The organism is Azospirillum sp. Sh1, assembly GCF_008365135.1.
GTDB classification, from domain to species: domain Bacteria; phylum Pseudomonadota; class Alphaproteobacteria; order Azospirillales; family Azospirillaceae; genus Azospirillum; species Azospirillum oryzae.
In genome coordinates, this window is sequence record NZ_VTTK01000011.1 from 96,618 (window position 1) to 113,997 (window position 17,380).

General features: G+C 70.1%; 12 protein-coding genes. 6 read left to right on the plus strand and 6 right to left on the minus strand.

Annotated features, from left to right (window positions below; all coding sequences use genetic code 11):
* Window positions 1-12: 12 nt before the first annotated feature.
* The 5 genes from FZ029_RS13675 to FZ029_RS13695 form a co-directional block, all read right to left on the minus strand.
* Entirely contained in the window at window positions 13-2,337 is a 2,325-nt protein-coding gene (locus FZ029_RS13675) for an AAA family ATPase (RefSeq protein ID WP_149269721.1), read from the minus strand.
* A gap of 59 nt (window positions 2,338-2,396) precedes the next feature.
* The gene (locus tag FZ029_RS13680; RefSeq protein WP_188051931.1) at window positions 2,397-4,541 is read right to left on the minus strand and encodes a hypothetical protein; all 2,145 of its coding nucleotides are present in this window, start codon (window positions 4,539-4,541) and stop codon (window positions 2,397-2,399) included.
* Window positions 4,538-6,388: a glycosyltransferase gene (locus FZ029_RS13685; protein ID WP_149269722.1), complete on the minus strand. Its 1,851-nt coding sequence runs from the start codon at window positions 6,386-6,388 to the stop codon at window positions 4,538-4,540. Before FZ029_RS13685 ends, FZ029_RS13680 begins: the two co-directional genes overlap by 4 nt.
* A 29-nt stretch (window positions 6,389-6,417) precedes the next feature.
* Complete coding sequence (locus tag FZ029_RS13690) at window positions 6,418-7,785, minus strand: oligosaccharide flippase family protein (RefSeq protein WP_149269723.1); 1,368 nt, start codon at window positions 7,783-7,785, stop codon at window positions 6,418-6,420.
* 608 nt (window positions 7,786-8,393) lie between these two features.
* Window positions 8,394-9,407 carry a LacI family DNA-binding transcriptional regulator gene (locus FZ029_RS13695; RefSeq protein WP_149200978.1) on the minus strand — a complete coding sequence of 338 codons (1,014 nt, stop codon included), beginning with the start codon at window positions 9,405-9,407 and terminating at the stop codon, window positions 8,394-8,396.
* A gap of 272 nt (window positions 9,408-9,679) precedes the next feature.
* Here FZ029_RS13695 and ptsP point away from each other — a divergent pair, with 272 nt between their 5' ends.
* From ptsP to FZ029_RS13715, 4 genes are all read left to right on the plus strand, one after another.
* Complete coding sequence (gene ptsP, locus FZ029_RS13700) at window positions 9,680-12,211, plus strand: phosphoenolpyruvate--protein phosphotransferase (protein WP_149269724.1); 2,532 nt, start codon at window positions 9,680-9,682, stop codon at window positions 12,209-12,211.
* Complete coding sequence (gene pfkB / locus FZ029_RS13705) at window positions 12,208-13,158, plus strand: 1-phosphofructokinase (RefSeq protein ID WP_149269725.1); 951 nt, start codon at window positions 12,208-12,210, stop codon at window positions 13,156-13,158. The genes ptsP and pfkB overlap by 4 nt, the downstream gene beginning before the upstream one ends.
* A gap of 71 nt (window positions 13,159-13,229) precedes the next feature.
* Window positions 13,230-15,002, plus strand: a complete 1,773-nt coding sequence (locus tag FZ029_RS13710) for a fructose-specific PTS transporter subunit EIIC (protein WP_149269726.1) — start codon at window positions 13,230-13,232, stop codon at window positions 15,000-15,002.
* A 167-nt stretch (window positions 15,003-15,169) separates the two neighbouring features.
* Entirely contained in the window at window positions 15,170-15,487 is a 318-nt protein-coding gene (locus FZ029_RS13715) for a hypothetical protein (protein ID WP_149269727.1), read from the plus strand.
* A 19-nt stretch (window positions 15,488-15,506) separates the two neighbouring features.
* Here FZ029_RS13715 and FZ029_RS13720 read toward each other — a convergent pair whose 3' ends face one another.
* Entirely contained in the window at window positions 15,507-15,695 is a 189-nt protein-coding gene (locus FZ029_RS13720) for a hypothetical protein (RefSeq protein WP_149269728.1), read from the minus strand.
* Window positions 15,696-15,932: 237 nt separating this feature from the next.
* On the opposite strand from FZ029_RS13720, the gene FZ029_RS13725 reads away from it, so the two are divergent.
* Together FZ029_RS13725 and FZ029_RS13730 are read left to right on the plus strand one after the other, a co-directional pair.
* Entirely contained in the window at window positions 15,933-16,886 is a 954-nt protein-coding gene (locus FZ029_RS13725; protein WP_149269729.1) for a hypothetical protein, read from the plus strand.
* A gap of 60 nt (window positions 16,887-16,946) precedes the next feature.
* The gene (locus FZ029_RS13730; RefSeq protein WP_149269730.1) at window positions 16,947-17,258 is read left to right on the plus strand and encodes a hypothetical protein; all 312 of its coding nucleotides are present in this window, start codon (window positions 16,947-16,949) and stop codon (window positions 17,256-17,258) included.
* The last annotated feature ends 122 nt before the right edge of the window (window positions 17,259-17,380 follow it).

Sequence of the window (17,380 nt, forward strand, 5' to 3'; positions counted from 1 at the left end):
GGATACTTCCGCTCAGGCGATGCGGCGCAGGCGGTAGGATCGGCCGCTGGGCGGACGGGCGCCGTATTCCAGGTTCGCGTGGTCGCGGGCGTTGACCATCGACAGCACCGCGCCGCCGATCCGCCCGCCGACCTGCCGCACCTGCTTGATGCCGGCGCTGGCAAGGCTGGTGGCGGTCCGCGCCCAGCGCACGACATAGAGGACGCGGTCGGCCAGCGGCGCCAGGATCAGCGCGTCGGACACCGACAGCACCGGCGGCGTGTCGAGGACGACGACGTCGTAGCGTTCGGACAGCTCGACCAGCAGCGACAGCATGGCCTTGGAGCCGAACAGGATCTGCGGCCGGTCGACCGGCCGGCCGGCGGTGATCACCGCCACCCGGCGGCGATCGTCGACCTGCACGACCTGATCCAGCGTCGCATCGCCTTCCAGCAGGTCGGTCAGCCCCTTTGGCGGGCGGGTGCCGCCGAGAAGCCGGTGCACGGCGGGGCGGCGGGTATCGCAGTCGACGATGACGACCCGGCGGCCGGTGTCGGCCAGGAAGGCGGACAGCGCCACCGCCAGCGTGGTCTTGCCTTCGCCCGCGACCGACGAGGTCAGCATCACCACCTCGCCGCCCTTGACGGTGGCCGGCTCGGCGCCGGTGCGGACCAGATGCAGCCGTGCGCAGAGCCGCCAGACCGCCTCGGCGAATTCGCCGCCGCCGGTGTTGGAATAGGGGTCGCGGTTGGCGTCGGAGCGGGCGGACCGCTTGATCCGGCCCAGCAGCGGAACGATGCCGACCGCCGGCAGGCCCAGGACCGCCTCCACCTGATGGGAGCTGTAGACACCGCGCTGGCTGGCGGTCCGCACCAGCGCGACGCCGGTGGCGATGGCGCCGCAGACCACCGCGGCCAGGGCCGCCAGCACGGACTTGCCCGGCCCGACCGGCCCCACCGGGACGTCGGCGGAGGACACGATCCGCACGTCGGGCGTCATCTCCAGCGCCTGGAGCACCTGGGTCTCCTTCAGGCGGGTGACGGCGCGGCGATAGTTGTCGTCGGAAGCGTCGGCCTGCCGCTGAAGCTCGCGCAGCCGCACGTCCGCCTGCAGGTTGTCGAAGGACTCCGTTCGCAGGGCCTCCAGCCGGCGGGACAGGCTCTGGATCTTGGCGATCTGCTGTTCCACCTCGCCCCGCAGGCTGCGGATCACGCGATCCACCTCGGTGGCGAGGGCGGCATTGAGTTCGCGCAGCTCGGCGGCGGGCCGCGCGAGCGCCGGGTGACGGTCGCCATATTGCGCGCGCAGCTCTGCCAGCTGGGCGCTCAGTGCCGTCTGGCGCTGGCGCAGGCCGGTGATCAGCGGGTCGCCGCCGATATCGGCACCGGTCAGCGATTCGGGATTGCCGGGCTGTACGGACTGCAGTTGGCGCAGCCGCCCCTGGGCGTTGGTCAGCGCGGTGCGCGCCTCCGCCAGCTGGGCGTTCAGGGCCGACATCTCTTCGTTCACCAGGGGAGCATCGCGGCCCTTGGCCATGCCGGTCTCGGCACGCATCGCCTCGACGGCGGCGCGGCCGGTGGTGGTCATGTCCTGGCGCAGTTCGTCGAGCCGGCTCTGCAGCCACTCGCTGGCATTCTGGGTGGCCTTGCGCTTCGCCTCCACCTGGATGGCGATGTAGGCGTCGGCGACGGCGTTGGCGGCGCGGGCCGCCAGCTGCGGGTCCTTGGCCTCGACCGCGATGCGGATCGCGCGCGACTGCACGCCGGGGCTGACGCGCAGGTTCTTCTGGAAGGCGTAGATCAGGCGGGCGGTTTCCTTCTCCTCCGCACTGCCGGTCGGAGCGGGCGGGCGCGCGGCCGGCGTCAGCAGGGCGGACAGCGGTTCGGGAAGACCGGACGCCACCTCCGTCAGCAGGGCGCGGCCTTCCTCGAACAGGGGGGTCAGAAGGCCGGGCTTGTCGGGAGTTGCGGCGTATTCCGGCTCGTTCCCCAGATTCAGCATCTCCACCACCCGGCGGGCGAGATCGCGGGATCGCAGGATCTCGACCTCGGTGTTGACGGTGTCGAGATACATTCCCATCGGTTCCGACACCGAGGGGATGTTGATGACGCGGTTCGTATGCGGATCGATCACCACGACGGCCGACGCGCTGTAGAGCGGCGTCATCGCGTTGATCAGCAGCACCGCGGGCAGCCACAGCACCGCGGTCAGCCCAAGGATCAGCCATTTCTGGCGCCACAGCGTCTGTACCAGCCGGCCTACGTTGACCTTATCGGCGCCCGTTCCGACCGGCGGTGCGACAAAGCCGGAGGGGATACCGGCCGTGCCTGGCGGCAATCGGTGTTCCGGTGCGTCCATGGGCTGAACTCCTTCATCTCGACAAACGGTGCGCGGAGGTGCGATGCGGCCGCGATGGTTCAGGCGACCTCTGCCGGGTCTCGGGTGGGCTGACGGGGGGCGGACGGGGCGTCCGGCGCCGGGTCGCCGCGGATCTCCGCCGGCAGCTCCGGGGTTGTCGGGGTGGCCCGTCCCGCCTTCGTCTCGGCCAGGATGCGGGCGTATCGGGCGACGGTGTTGGGCGTGACGTTGACCAGCGTTCCGGTCCCGCCGCCGTCGGCGACGAGCCGGGCGACCTGGAACAGCGCGCGCCCCTTCTCCAGCACCTCGCCCGGCAGCATCCACAGGATGGAATCGATGTTGGACGCCAGCCATCCCGGCCGCCCGCCGCGGGTCAGTCGGCGTTCGGCCGCCCGCACCTGTGCGGTGTTGCGGATGGTGTAGAAGGGCGACCAGCCGTCCCAATCGCCGGCGGTGAAGGGCAGGGCCACGAACTCCCCGTCGACCAGCGCCGGTTCGGCCGAGCCGAAGGCGGCCTTGGTCCACATGTAATCGAAGCCGGCGGAGCGGACGGCGGCGGCGATGTCCTGCCGCAACGGACCGGGGCGGGCGCTGTCATAGGGCCGCCACGCCTCGTAGAAGCGGTCGAGCCGGTAGCGGCGCAGCGCATTGCCGATCATGCGCCGGGCGTCCATGGCCGGAGCCCCGGCCCGCGTCGGCGCCTTGCGGGGCGTGCCCTCCGACGCGGCCTCAACGCTGGCGGCCGGAGTTTCGGACGGGCGCGGACGGGGCGAGATGCGCAGGACGGGCCGGCCCTCCTCCCAATGCAGGCGCGGGGTGCGGCCCGGCACGAGCGGCGAGTCGACCAGCGGCCACCAGCCGCGCGGCATCAGCCCCGGCGGCAGCATGGTCGCCATCTCCGCGCGGGCGTCGGTCAGCAGCCGGGCCAGTTCGTCGCCCGGCATTTCGCCCTCGGCGCAGACGCCGCGGCCGGTGCTGCCCAGCAGAAGCTCCACCCGGCCCAGCACGCCGCCGCGTTCCTCCGGCACCGACAGCAGTGCCAGGTCGGCCGGGCTGGACTGGGTGAGGCTGTCGACGGTGACCACCAGCCCGCAGCGCAGGCCGGTCGCCGCCACCAGATCGAGGATGCGCGGGATGCAGTGAAGTTCGCGGATCATGCCGGACCACAGCACCAGCGTGGTCAGCACCCGCCCCTCCGCCGCCCAGCGGCGCAGGGTGGCGTCGTCGGGTTCGTAATCGGTGAAGGGGCGCGGCGGCTCCGCGATGCGCAGAGGCACGTCGGCCGTGCTGGCGAAGGGTGGATCGGGATCGACGATCTGCAGCCCGCGGCCCAGGCGGCCCAGGGCGAAGAAGTCGTGGTCGTCGAACTGGCGGCCATAGACCGGGTCGGCCCCGTTGCGGATCAGGTCGGCGGCGCGCTCGATCACGTCGGTCTGCGGCCGGCCATAGAGCGGCAGCAGCCGCTTGGCCGCCGCCAGCGGCAGCTGCGCCGCGATCAGATCGGGATCGCCCAGCAGCGTTCCACGGCCCCAGCCGGCATGGCGATGGGCCAGCGCGGCGCTGAAGCTGGCATAGCTTTCCCCTGCCACCCTGCCTTCGACCGCATCGAGGCCGCCGGGGAAGTGACGGGCCCGCACCGGGTCGACGCAATGGCCGGTGAAATGGCGGGCGCCCAGCGCCTCCAGCCTCTGCCGCAGCCCGGCATCGGCACCGACGTCGATGCCGAGGCAGGGCTTCGCCATCAGTTGCGGGTAGAGGAACGGGGCGGCGACGATGCCGAGCGGGGTCTGCGGCGCCATGTCCAGCACCGCGACCTCGTCCGGGATCGGCTGCTCCAGCAGGCGAAAGGCGGCCTCATAGAGCGCGGCCGGGTCGGTGCTGCGCAGGGCGCATTCGCCCCCTGCCTCCACCACCGGCCACAGGGGGGAGGCAGGGTCGCCCAGCGCCACGACGCGGAACCGGGTGGTCAGCCACAGCGCATGGTCCAGGTGCCGGCCGCCGGCCATCAGGCTGCCGGTGCCGGTCGCCTCGGTCCGGTTGCCGTCCTCCCAGCCGCCGAAGTGCCGGCCGCTGCGGCGTCCGTCGTAATAGAGGTCGAAGGCCCAGCCGGCGCGTTCCGCCGCGGCGGCCAGCACCGGCGCGATGGCGACGCGGTGCGGGTCGCCGCCATGGGCAAGGAAAAGGAGCAGGGGCGGTTTGGTCACGATGCGTGCCCCTCCGTGCCCTTGCCGCCGCGCCGGCACCACCACAGGTGCCATTTCGCCACCCCCGGCGGGCCGAAATGATCGGTCTTCTGCAGGGTCAGGCCGGTGGCGGCGATGGCCTTGCGCATTTCCGGCGCCCAGTGGTGGCGGACCAGCGCCTTCCATTCCGGCAGGACGCCGTGGCAGCGCATGGTCGCCAGCAGCCGGTCGGGCCGCCAGCGGTAGTAGCGGGGATAGGCGATCACCCACAGCGGGTTGGCGTTGGTGGTGTCGCAGACGATCCGCCCGCCGGGCTTGACCACCCGCTGCAGTTCGCGCACGCCGGCTTCCAGGTCCGGCAGGTGGCAGAGCAGGTCCATGGCGATGACGATGTCGAAGCTGTCGTCGGCGAAGGGCAGCTTGCGGGCGTCGGCCTGCTGGACGGTCAGGGCCGGGAAACGCTCCTTCGCTTCGGCCAGCATCTCGTGGGAGATGTCGACCAGCGTCACGTCGTGACGGTCGGCGAAGGGACCGGTGATGCGGCCGTATCCGCCGCCGACATCGAGGATGCGCATCCGCGGCAGCCGCTCCAGCTCCGCCGCCACCGCGCGCCGCTTCTCGTCATAGATGCGGTAGAAGGGGGTGGTCGGGTGGTCGGGGCGGAAATGGCGGCGATAGCCGTTGTTGTAGATGCCGGAACCTGCGGCCTGCGACCGCTCCGCCTTGGCGTTCTCCAGCAGGGCGGCGACCTGGGCGGCGACCGTGTCGACATCGAAGCTCTTTGCATGCTCCAGCCCGGCGGCGGCGGCGGCCTTCAGCCCTTCGGGGTCCGCCAGCCGGGCGATCAGCATGTCGCGCAGCGGCTCCGCCTGCCCGGGCGGGACCAGCCAGCCGGTGCGGCCGTTCTCGATGATTTCCGGGAAGCCGCCGCAGTCGCTGGCGACCACCGGCACACCCAGCGCCATCGCCTCCACCACCACGAAGCCGAAGCTTTCCCACAGGGAGGGGACGACCGCCATTTCCGCCCGCGCCACCACGGCCAGCGCGTCGTTGCGCGGCAGGGCGCCGGTGAAATGGACGCGGTCGGCGACCGGAGCGACGTCGCGGCGGAACTGGTCGATGATCGCGGCGCTCGCGGAGTCCTCGCCGCCGATCATCATCAGGTGCAGGTCGGGGTTGGCGGCCAGCACGCCGGGAATGGCGCGGCCCAGAGTGGCGATGCCCTTGCGCCCCTCCAGCCGGCCGAAGAAGGCGATGAAGCGCTTCGGCAGCGCCATCGGCGGCTCGGCCGTCCGGTTCGCCGCCACCGCGGCGAGATCGATGCTGTTGGGGATGACCTGGATCATCTCAGGCGGGATGCGCCAGTAATCGGCCACCCGCCTGGCGATGGCGCGGGTGGAGGCGTAGATCGCCGCGCTGCGTTTGGTCTGGTCGCGTTCGAGCGCGTTCAACAGGTGGGTGTGCGGCACCCAGGGCTGCGTGTTGGTGTCCATCACCAGCCCGGTCGGCGTCGCCAGCCGCGTCACCACGGGGATGGTGCTGAAACGGGTCAGCCACCAGGCGTCGGCGTCGAACTCGGCGGCATGAACCACGTCGGGACGGAAGGCGCGGACCGCGTCGGCCAGCCGGCGGTTGGTCCGGAAGCGGTCCACGACCGCATGCAGATGCGGCCCCGGATCGACGCGGTTCACCGTCACGCCGTCCTCGATGGTGGTGCCGGCCGGCAGGCCGTTGGCCTTCCACGGGGTCACCACCTGGACGGCATGGCCCAGCCGTGCCAGCGCACGGGCCATCGTGTGGGTGTGGGTGGCGATACCGCCGAGCTTTTCGCCGGGTGGGTATTCGGGCGTCAAGAGCGACAGTCGCATTGTGGGTCCCCCAAATCCTTTAGGTTCTGTCATTTGCCTGCGGGTCCGGCCGGAGCGGCGGTCGCCGGAGACGGTTTGGCGAGTGCGATCAGGCGCCGCGGCAAGGCCGCGAGCATTGCCGGGTCGGGAAGGAAGACGCGCCAGGGCAGTCCGGTCGCCCGGCGGTAGAGGGTCGCCGCGGTGGCGAACACCAGCGTGTAGGCCACCGTGGAGACGATGGCCGCGGCCAGGATCCCGCCGCTGCGCAGGAACAGCAGCAGGCCGCCCAGCGTGACCAGCATGCCCAGCAGATTGGCCGTGGTGGCGGTGAAGGGCCTGTTCTCCGCATAGAGCCCGTTCAGCAGGATCGACGCGGCGGCGTAGAGAACGGCGCCCGGCAGCAGAAGCCGCAGCGGAAGCGCGCTGTCGGCGAAGGACGGGCCGTAGACCAGTCCGATGGCGATATCCGCGAAGACGAACAGCCCGCCGCCGAGCAGCCCGCCGATGGCGAAGGTCACCTGCAGGCTGTTCAGCACGAGCGCCCGCCCCGACTGGCCCCGGCGGGTGGCGGCGGGCATCACGACGGTGGCCAGCGCGCCGGACAGGCTGACGATCAGCCAGGACAGGCTGGTCGCCAGGGCGTAGAGCCCGACCTGGGCCGCCGGCAGGAAGGCGGGAATGATCAGCAGGTCCAGCCGCTGGGTGATGACGCCGCCCACCACGTCGCCGTGGGTGCGCAGCGCATACCAGAGCGTCCGCCGGCCGAGCGCCGGATCGGGACGGCCGATCCCGTGGCGGCGGACCAGCAGGGCCGTGGCCATGACCAGCACCAGCGTGCTCATCGCCGCCTGCACGATGACGGCGGCCTCCACCGTGAAGTGGCCGGTGGCCCAAAGGACGCCGTAGAGCGTGGCGACGCCGGCCGGCTGGATGAAGTTCAGCGCGTTGAAGCTGCGGAAATCCTGGTCGCCCAGGATCAGCCCGAGCATCAGCTCCGCCAGAAGGGCCATGGCGATCATCGGCAGGTAGAGCCGCGCCAGTACCAGCGTCTCAACCGGCTGCGCGGCCAGCAGCAGCGGCAGCAGCAGGTAGCCGGTGCCGATCGCCAGCGCCGCCAGCGGCAGCAGGATCAGCGTCCAGGTGCTCAGCAGCCGGCCGCCGGCCGAATGGTCCCGCGACAGCGCGTAGGTGACCGCCTTGCCGCAGCCCATGCCGAACAGCCAGCCCAGCATCTGTATGGTGGTGAGGACGGCGGTCAGCGCACCCCGACCCTCCGGACCGATGGTGCGGGCGACGAGGATTCCCGTCAGCAGTCCTAGCGCCATCGTGGCGGCGGTGACGAGTACAGTCGTCACGCCATGACGGGCGAAGCTGCCCCCCTTCGCCGCCGCCTTGCGTCCGGTCAGACCTTTCAGCATCACGCCTTCACCCCCGTCGAAGTCCCTGAAGTGTGCGCACCGCGTTCTCCCCCGGATTCGTGTTTCTTGTTTTGTCGGCCGGTTGGCCCCCACTAGGGGTGACCATCGTGGGTCATGAATGCCACCAAGAATTAGTTGATCTCTCCAACAATTACTTGGTTACCCTAAAAATTGTCGCAGAGTGGAACAGCGATTTGTGGTCGCCGTTATTAGCTAGGGCGAGCATTTTTGTTGTGCATTGCAAACGGAACGGTAGTGGGGTGTTGGGCGACGGTCAACGCCGCTTTCGGAACTGTTCTTCCCGCACACCGGGGGAGTATTTTTCTTTGATCATCCGTTGCCGGGAACCGCGAGTCTTAGCGTATCTTTCGGGCGTCGGTTATCGGCAACGCCCATGTTCCGGCATCGGGAGTAGTCCGTTGCCGGGTCGGCGGCACACGAGAGGAGAGGGGGAAGCGCGGTTGCGTTTCGCTGCCGGGTGCGGCGGCGGTGACGCAGCCCGTTTGATGCGGGCACCAATGCCCGCCCAGTCGGGCCGGTCCACGAAAGGTTGCGGCCGGGGCAGTTCGCCCAATCGCCGCGGGACGCGCCGGTTCAGTCCGGCCGGTTCAGTCGGCGTCGGCCATCCGCGCGGCGGTGGAACCGCGCACGATGCAGGTGCCACCCAGGACGAGGCGGCGGCGGGGACGGTCCGGTGCTTCCAGCCGTTCGAACAGCAGGGTCATCGCCGATTGGCCGATGTCCTGCACCGGCTGCTCGATGACGGTCAGGCCGGGTCCGACCAGCTCCGTCCAGGGTTCATTGTCGAATCCGGCGACCGCCAGCCCATCGGGGATCGACAGTTTCAGCCGGCGGGCGGCCTTCACCACCCCCATCAGGAACAGGCTGTTGCTGACGATGAAGGCTTCCGGCCGGTCGCGTTCCGCCATCCAGTCCACCACGGCCGCCTCCGCCGCGTCGGCATAAGGGGCGAGGAAGCGGGCGGCCGGAGCCAGGCCGCGGGCCGCCATGGCGGAGCGATAGCCCTCGTACCGCTCCTGGCCGGTGGTGCTGGTGTTGCCGAACAGGCCGGCGATGCGGCGATAACCCTGGGCGTGCAGGTGCTCCACCAGCATGGCCGCGGCGCGCGGGTTGTCCAGGACCACTGCGTCGTGGCGGGCGGTCGGCGCGTTGCGGTCGATCAGCACGACGGGAAAGTCGAGGTCGAGCGTGTCGAGCCGGTCGAGCGTCGCGCGGGTCGGGGCGAAGATCAGGCCGGTGATTCGCTCCTCCTGCATCAGGCGCAGGTACAATTCCTCCCGTTCCGGATTCTCGTCGCTGTTGCACAGGATCACGCGCATGCCGGCGCGATAGGCCGCATCCTCCACCGCGCGGCTGACGGCGGTGAAGAAGGGGTTGCGGATGTCCGAGACAACCAGTCCGATCGTCTGCGAATGCTGCGAGCGCAGCCGCCGTGCCGACAGGTTGGGGCGGTAGCCGGTGGCGCGCACCGCATCCTCCACCCGCTTGCGCAACGCCTCGCTGACCGGGCCGTTGCTCAGCACGCGCGACACGGTGGCGACCGATACGCCGGCGGCCAGGGCCACGTCCTTGATGCTGGCGGTCTTGCCGGAGGCGTTCATCTGCAAACCAGTGGTGGTAGAGGGCACCCCGAACGGGGAGGCGATCTTAGCCGTGCGCGGCCCGGCCTGACCAGAGCGGGTTGGGGCGGGGGCCACTTCTGAAAACGTTTCCAGTGCGATGCCCGGAGCATTCCCCATTTCAGCCCGCTTGACAAGACGCTTCGCCGAAAAAGTGCTTATGCTGCATTGCGGCAGCCGTTGACAGTCCGACTGTAATCGTTTTCACTAGGCATCAAGAGGACAGACAAGAACCTGCGGAGGAGACGGTTGCCATGGCCACCGACACGCACCCCTTGAGCCTTCCCCCCGATCTGATCCGCCTGGGCGCCGCCCCGGCCGGGAAGGAGGCGGCGATCCGCGAGGCGGCGCAGCTGCTGATCGCCGCGGGCTGCATCGACCCCGCCTATGCCGACAGCATGATCCGGCGCGAGACGGTGGCGAACACCTTCCTCGGCCACGGCGTCGCCATCCCGCACGGCATGGTGGACGACCGCAATCTGGTCCGCCGCAACGGCATCGCCATCCTGCAGGTGCCGGACGGCGTGGTGTGGAACGACGGGCAGACCGCCCGGCTGGTCGTCGCGATCGCCGCCCAGTCCGATGCCCACATCGCCATCCTGCGCCGCCTGACCCGCCTGATGCAGGACGAGGTGCGGTTGAACGCCCTCTTCACCACCGGCGATCCCGCCGATCTCGCCGCCGCCCTGTCGGACGACAGCGCCGCCCCGGCCACGCCCGCCACCGAGGCCGGCGACCTTGCGGAAAGCTTCGAATGGGTGGTCGATTATCCGACCGGCCTGCATGCCCGCCCCGCCGCCGCCTGGGTCGAAACCGCCCGCGCAGCATCCGGCCGGGTCCGTATCCGCCATGGCGAGGAGGCCGCCGACGGCAAGACGCTGGTGGCGCTGCTGCAACTCGGCCTGCGCCCCGGCGACCGCATCACCGTGTCCGCCGACGGTCCCGAAGCGCGCGCGGTGCTGAACCGCCTGCGCGCCACCATCACGGGCCTCAGCGCGCGGGAGAAGGCAGATGCCGCAGCCGCGGCGCGCAAGGCGAAGGCCATGGTCCAGGGCTGGACGCCGCCGCCCGCGGCCGGGCGCGAGATGCCGGTGGTCGCCGGTGTCGGCGCCAGTCCCGGCCTCGCCATTGGTCCGGTGCATGTGATGCCGAAGGCCGACCTGACGGTTCCCGACCGGCCGGTACCGCTGCTGGAGGGCGGCAACCGCCTGCACGAGGCGCTGAACCTGACCCGCCAGCAGTTGAAGGCGCTGGCCGACGATACCGCCCGCCGGCTGGGTCCGGCCGAAGCGGGAATCTTCGCAGCGCAAGCGGAGCTGCTGAACGACACCGACGTCATCACGCTCGCCTGCCAGTTGATGGTGGAGGGGCATGGCCCCGGTTGGTCGTGGAACGAGGCGGTGGAGCGCAACGCCGCCAAGCTGGCCGCCAATCCGAACCCGGTGTTGGCCGGCCGTGCCGCCGATCTGCGCGACGTCGGCCGCCGGGTGTTGACCCGCATCGATCCGGACCTGCGCGGCGGCTCCATCCGCGACCTGCCGGACACCCCCTGCATCCTGGTCGCCGACGATCTGTCGCCGTCCGACACCGCAGCCCTCGACATGGGCCGCGTCATCGGTCTGGCGACGGCCCAGGGCGGACCGACCTCCCACACCGCGATCCTGGCCCGCACGCTGGGGCTGCCGGCGATGGTGGCGGGCGGCGGCGCGCTGACCGAGCTTGCCAACGGTACGACCGCCATCCTCGACGGCCAGTCCGGCCGCCTGTACCTCGATCCGCCCGACACCGCTCTGGCCGCCGCGCTTGGCTGGATCGAGGAGCAGCGCGTCAAGAAGGCCCATCAGGAGGAGCGGCGCGGCCTGCCTGCCCGCACCCGCGACGGCCACACGGTGGAGATCGGCGCCAACGTCAACCGCCCGGATCAGGTGCCGGTGGCCCTGTCCCAGGGTGCGGAAGGCGTCGGCCTGATGCGCACCGAGTTCCTGTTCCTTGAGCGCGGCGACGCCCCCAGCGAGGAGGAGCAGTACCAGACCTACCGCGCCATGCTGGAGGCGCTGGACGGCCGTCCGCTGATCGTCCGCGCGCTCGACATCGGCGGCGACAAGCAGGTGCCGCACCTGCAGTTGCCGCACGAGGAGAACCCCTTCCTCGGCGTGCGCGGCGCCCGCCTGCTGCTGCGCCATCCGGAACTGCTGGAACCGCAGCTGCGCGCCCTCTACCGCGCCGCCAAGGGGGCGAAGCCGGATGCGCTGCTGATCATGTTCCCGATGATCACCACGCTGCGCGAGATCGAGGCGCTGCGCGCCGTCTGCGACCGCATCCGGGCGGAACTGGACGCCCCGGCGGTGCCGCTGGGCATCATGGTGGAGGTGCCGGCCGCCGCCATCCAGGCCGACGTGCTGGCCCGCCATGTCGATTTCTTCTCCATCGGCACCAACGACCTGACGCAATACGCGCTGGCCGTCGACCGGCAGCATCCCGAACTGGCGGCGGAGGCCGACAGCCTGCACCCGTCGGTGCTGCGCCTGATCCGCATGACGGTGGAGGGGGCCGCGAAGCATGGCCGCTGGGTCGGCGTCTGCGGCGGCATCGCCGGCGATCCGTTCGGCGCCGCCCTGCTGGCCGGCCTCGGCGTCCGCGAGCTGTCGATGACCCCGCGCGACATCCCCGGCGTCAAGGACCGGTTGCGCGACAGCGACCTCGACGGCCTGCGGGCGCTGGCGCAGCGGGCACTGGACTGCGAATCCTCCGACGAGGTGCGTGCGCTGGAGGGAGAGGCGTCATGACGAAACCCGTCGTCACCGTTACGCTGAACCCGGCCATCGACCAGACCATCACGGTCGAGGCGCTGAAACCCGGCAGCGTCCATCGTGCCAGGGCGGTGCGCCACAATGCCGGCGGCAAGGGCGTCAACGTCGCCAGCTGCCTTGCCGATTGGGGGACGCCGGTGGTCGCCACCGGACTTCTCGGTACCGGCAATGCCGCGCCGTTCGAGGCGCTGTTCCAGGCGAAGGGCATCGCCGACGCCTTCCTGCGGCTGCCGGGCGAAACGCGCGTCAACATCAAGATCGCCGACCTTGCGGCCAACGACACGACGGACATCAACCTGCCGGGCCTCACCGCCGATCCCGGCGCGCTCGGCCGGATGCAGGAGACGGTTCGCCGGCTGGTGGAGCCGGGCACCCCGGTCCTGTTGGCCGGCAGCCTGCCGGACGGACTGCCCACCGACACCTACGCCATTCTGACCGCCGATCTGGCGGCGGCCGGGGCCCGCGTGGTGCTGGACAGCAGCGGGGCGCCGCTGGCGGCGGCGCTGGCCACCACCGGCGCGCTGCCCCATTGCATCAAGCCCAACCGGCATGAACTGGAGGATTGGGCTGGCCGGCCGCTGCCAAGCGACGCCGACCTGCTAGATGCGGCGCGCGGACTCAACCGGCGCGGTGTCGGCGTGGTCGTGGTGTCGCTGGGGGCCGACGGCGCTCTGTTCGTTGATCGCACACGCGCCCTGCATGGCCGGTTGCCGCCGGTCCAGGCGCTGAGCACCGTCGGCGCCGGAGACGCGATGGTGGCGGGGTTGATCGCCGCCTTCCAGCAGGAGGGCGGGCTGGAGGATGTGGCCCGGCTGTCGGTGGCCTTCGCCGCCGCCAAGCTCGGCTGCTTCGGTCCCAACCTGCCCGATCCGGCGACAGTGCGGGCGCTTGCGGCACAGGTGACGCTGACCGGGCTTGACTGACAGTGCCGATGGCATCGGACGGGACTCAAACAGAGTGACAGGCGCGGGCATGAACCCGCCAGGAGGAAACAATGGCGAACCTGTTGGCCGTGATCGCGGCGGGAGACCTTACCACCCAGGCCGTACTGGCCGCCGAAGCCTTGCGCAAGGCGGCATCGTCGGCCGGCCACCGCATCCAGGTGGAAATCCGCACCAGCCTCGGCATCCAGTCCCCGCTCGATCCGGCGGCACCGGCGGCGGCGGACGGCGTGGTCCTGGTCGGCAGCGGCGACCTGGATGAGGGCCGCTTCGGCTCGGTCAAACGCGCTTCCGCTTCGCTGGACGAGGTGCTGCGAAATCCCGGCGCCGTGCTGGCGAGCGTGCTCGGTTCCGTTTCTCCCTCTGCCTCTCCTGCGGCGGCATCTGCGCCGCGCCGCATCGTCGCCATCACGTCCTGCCCGACGGGCATCGCCCACACCTTCATGGCGGCCGAAGGCATCCAGCAGGCGGCGACCGCGCTGGGCCACAAGGTCCGGGTGGAGACGCAGGGCTCGGTCGGTGCGCGCGACACGCTGACCGAGGACGAAATCCGCGAGGCGGACGTCGTCCTGATCGCCGCCGACACCCAGATCGACCTGTCGCGCTTCGCCGGCAAGCGCGTGTTCCTGAGCGGCACCAAGCCCGCCATCAATGACGGCAAGGCCCTGGTCAACCGCGCCCTGGCCGAGGCGAAGACGCACGGCTCGGCAGTCCCGCTTGCCGACGCCGTCGCCGCCGGCAAGGCCGAACGGTCGGCCCAGCGCACCGGCCCCTACAAGCATCTGATGACCGGCGTGTCCTTCATGCTGCCCTTCGTGGTGACGGGCGGCCTGCTGATCGCGCTCGCCTTCGCGCTGGGCGGCATCTACGTCTATGAGGAATCCAACGCGGGGACGCTGGGCTACGCCCTGTTCCAGATCGGCGCCAAGGGAGCCTTCGCACTGATGGTGCCGGCGCTTGCCGGCTACATCGCCTATTCCATCGCCGACCGCCCCGGCATCGCCCCCGGCATGGTGGGCGGCATGCTGGCCGGCAGCATCGGCGCCGGCTTCCTCGGCGGCATCGTCGCCGGCTTCATCGCCGGCTATGGCACCGCCTTCCTCAACCGGCACATCAAGCTGCACCGCAACCTGGAAGGGCTTAAGCCGGTGCTGATCCTGCCGCTGCTGGGATCGCTGCTGACCGGCCTGCTGATGATCTACGTCGTCGGCACGCCCGTGGCGGAAGCGCTGGCGTGGATGAGCGCCTGGCTGAAGGGCATGCAGGGCAGCAGCGCCATCCTGCTCGGCCTGCTGATCGGGGCGATGATGGCTTTCGACATGGGCGGTCCGGTCAACAAGGCGGCCTACGCCTTCTCCACCGGCCTGATCGCCTCGCAGGTCTACACCCCGATGGCCGCCGCCATGGCCGCCGGCATGGTGCCGCCGCTGGGTCTGGCGCTCGCGACCAAGCTGTTCGCCGACCGCTTCACCCATGAGGAGCGCGAGGCCGGCAACGCCGCCGCCGTCCTGGGCATCGCCTTCATCACCGAAGGCGCCATTCCCTTCGCCGCCCGCGATCCGTTGCGCGTCATTCCGGCGCTGATGATCGGCGGCGCGCTGACCGGCGCCATTTCGATGGCGGTGGGGGCTGAGTTGAAGGTGCCCCATGGCGGCATCTTCGTCCTGCCGATCCCGAACGCGGTGACGCATCTGCTGGGCTATGTGGTGGCCCTGGTGGTCGGCACCGTGGTGACCGCGCTGGCGTTGCGCCTCCTGAAGAAGCCGGTCGCCGCCGCTGCCGCTGCACCGAAGGCGGCGGTTCAGGGAGCCGGGGTGCACGCCTGACCTTTACTCCCCCTTTCCTCTCGGGCGTCCTCCCGACCCTGGCCCCTTTCCGCACCCGCGGGGAGGGGCCTTTTTTTGCCGAAGGTTCTTTTTGCTCGAGATTCCGCGCCAGCTTTCGCCGTGCCGTCCGTGTGAACCGTCACGACATCGCCCGGAGTGACCGATCCATGCTCGACGAGAAGCCCGATGTGATGCTGGGCAACATGCTGCTGCATGTGAACCTGCTGGCGCTTGGCACGCTGATGACCAAGATGATGGCGGAGATGTTCCGCAAGGACGACGACCCGGCCGGCAAGGCGGACGAGTGGCTGCGCCTGTTCGAAGCGACCGCCGCGCAGATGACCTTCGCCAGCGAGACGCCGGAGTGGAGCGACCTGACCGCACAGGAGTTCCGCGACGTGCTGATGCAGCACATCCACCGTGCCCGCGCCATGGCGCTGGGGAAGGAATGCGATCCGAACGCCTATCTGCGCCATCATGGCTGATCGGGCGGCTGACCGGAAATCAGGCGACGGCGGCCAGGACCATGACCGCCGCCACGATGCATAGGACGGCAAACGTCAATTGCAGCCGCAGCCCGCGCGGGCTGACCAGGGTCGGCGGCTGGTCGAAATCTTCGGTTGTCGTAAGCCGCTCCAGCGCCTTGCGGCGGAAAAGGCGTTCGGCACCCTGCGGTCCGGCTGCAGTCCGCATCACAGAATCCCTTGTCCTGCGGGATTCGACATGCGCGCCGGCGTTGAAAGCCAAGCAATTTTATTGTTGCGCCGAAACAGTTCCATGTCAGTCCTGACACCGCTTATTGCTTGCACCCCTTTGTTTCGCACGCATAATGGTTAGAGAGCATCCGGATTGTCCAGCGGACTTCGCAGGGTTTCCATCTCTTCCAGAGTGTGCATGATCGGGATCGCTGGCGTGAAGGACCGGGTTGGGATGAACGATGTCACGGCGCCGACTGGCGGCATTGCCGGCCTTCGCGTCGCGCCGTTGTCCGGCAATGCCGCAGCATTCTCCACTCTTGGTTTTCCCCGGCTGGCTCCGGTGCTGAATCAACTGGAGCCGCCCTGGGTGGCCGTGGGCGCCACGGTCGGCGGTCTGCCGGCCGGACTGGCGCTTGGGCAGATACAGGATGACGGGGCACGGCTGCTGTCGCTGACGGTCGCGCGCAGCCTGCGCAACCGCGGCATCGGGCGAACCCTTGCCGAAGGGTGGGGGAGGGCCGCCGCCGCCGCGGGCGCCACCGGTCTGGTCACCGCCTTTTCGGACAAGCTGCCGGAACGCGCGGCGCTGGCCGCCACCCTGTCGGCGGCCGGCTGGACTGCGCCGCGCCTGACCCATGTCCGAGCGATCGGCGAGGCCGCACCGATGGTGGAGGCGGTCGGCCGCTGGCCATCGTTGACCGGCCGGCTGCGCGATCCCGACGGTTTCAGCTTCGATCCCTGGCGGACACCGGACGCCGACGACCGCGCCGCCATCGCCGATCTGGCCGCGGAACCCGAACATCTGCCTCTGATGCATCCCGATGTCCGGGCCGAGCGGATCGAGCCCGCCTGCTCCATCGCGGTGCGGCGGCGGGGTATGCTGGTCGGCTGGGTGCTGGCGGAGCGGGCGGAAAGCGTGCCGCTCGACGGCTATCGCGACCGGCCGGCGATCGATTACCGCAGCGCCTATCTGGCGCGGTCGCTCTGGCACACGGGAATGCTGGTCGGGGCCTATTGGCACGCCTATGCCCGGCAGGTGGCCGCCTTCGGTCCCAACTCCATCGCCATGTTCGGCACCATGTTCCCCCGTATGATGTCGCTGGTCCGCCGCCGCTTCGCCCCGATCTCGCTGCGGGTCGACGAGACCTTCGAGATGATCCGCGAACCCGCGGCCGGTTCGCCGTGATCGCCGGCCGCAGCGCTTCCTTCAGCCCTTCACCCAATCGCCAACAGGAGTGTTTCCGAAATGAGCAGCATTGACTTCGAGCAGATGTACGGCGCCGATGCCATCGCCGCGGCGGCGGAGCGCCTGAAGACCGACGAAGCCTTCCGTGAGGAGGCTCTGGCCGACCTGAACGCGGCCGTGAAGCGCCATTACGATGTCGACCTGCCGATGCCGATGCGGCTGGTCGAGACCGAAGGAGAACTGCTTGCCGTTCCGGCCGACGACAGCCAGCCGGAACTGAGCGACGAGGAACTCGACATGGTTGCCGGTGGCTTCCCGCCCGTCGGATTCGGCCAAAAGGAGGTGAAGAAGGGTTCCGGATTCGGCCGCTGAGGTCTTCCGAACCGGCAGGCGTTGCGTCTCGCGGAGGTGATCCCCGCGGACGCGACCTGCAGCAAGAATGAGCAACTCCCCACCATCCAATTTTGCCCGCCGAGGTCAAGGCCAAGGCCGAA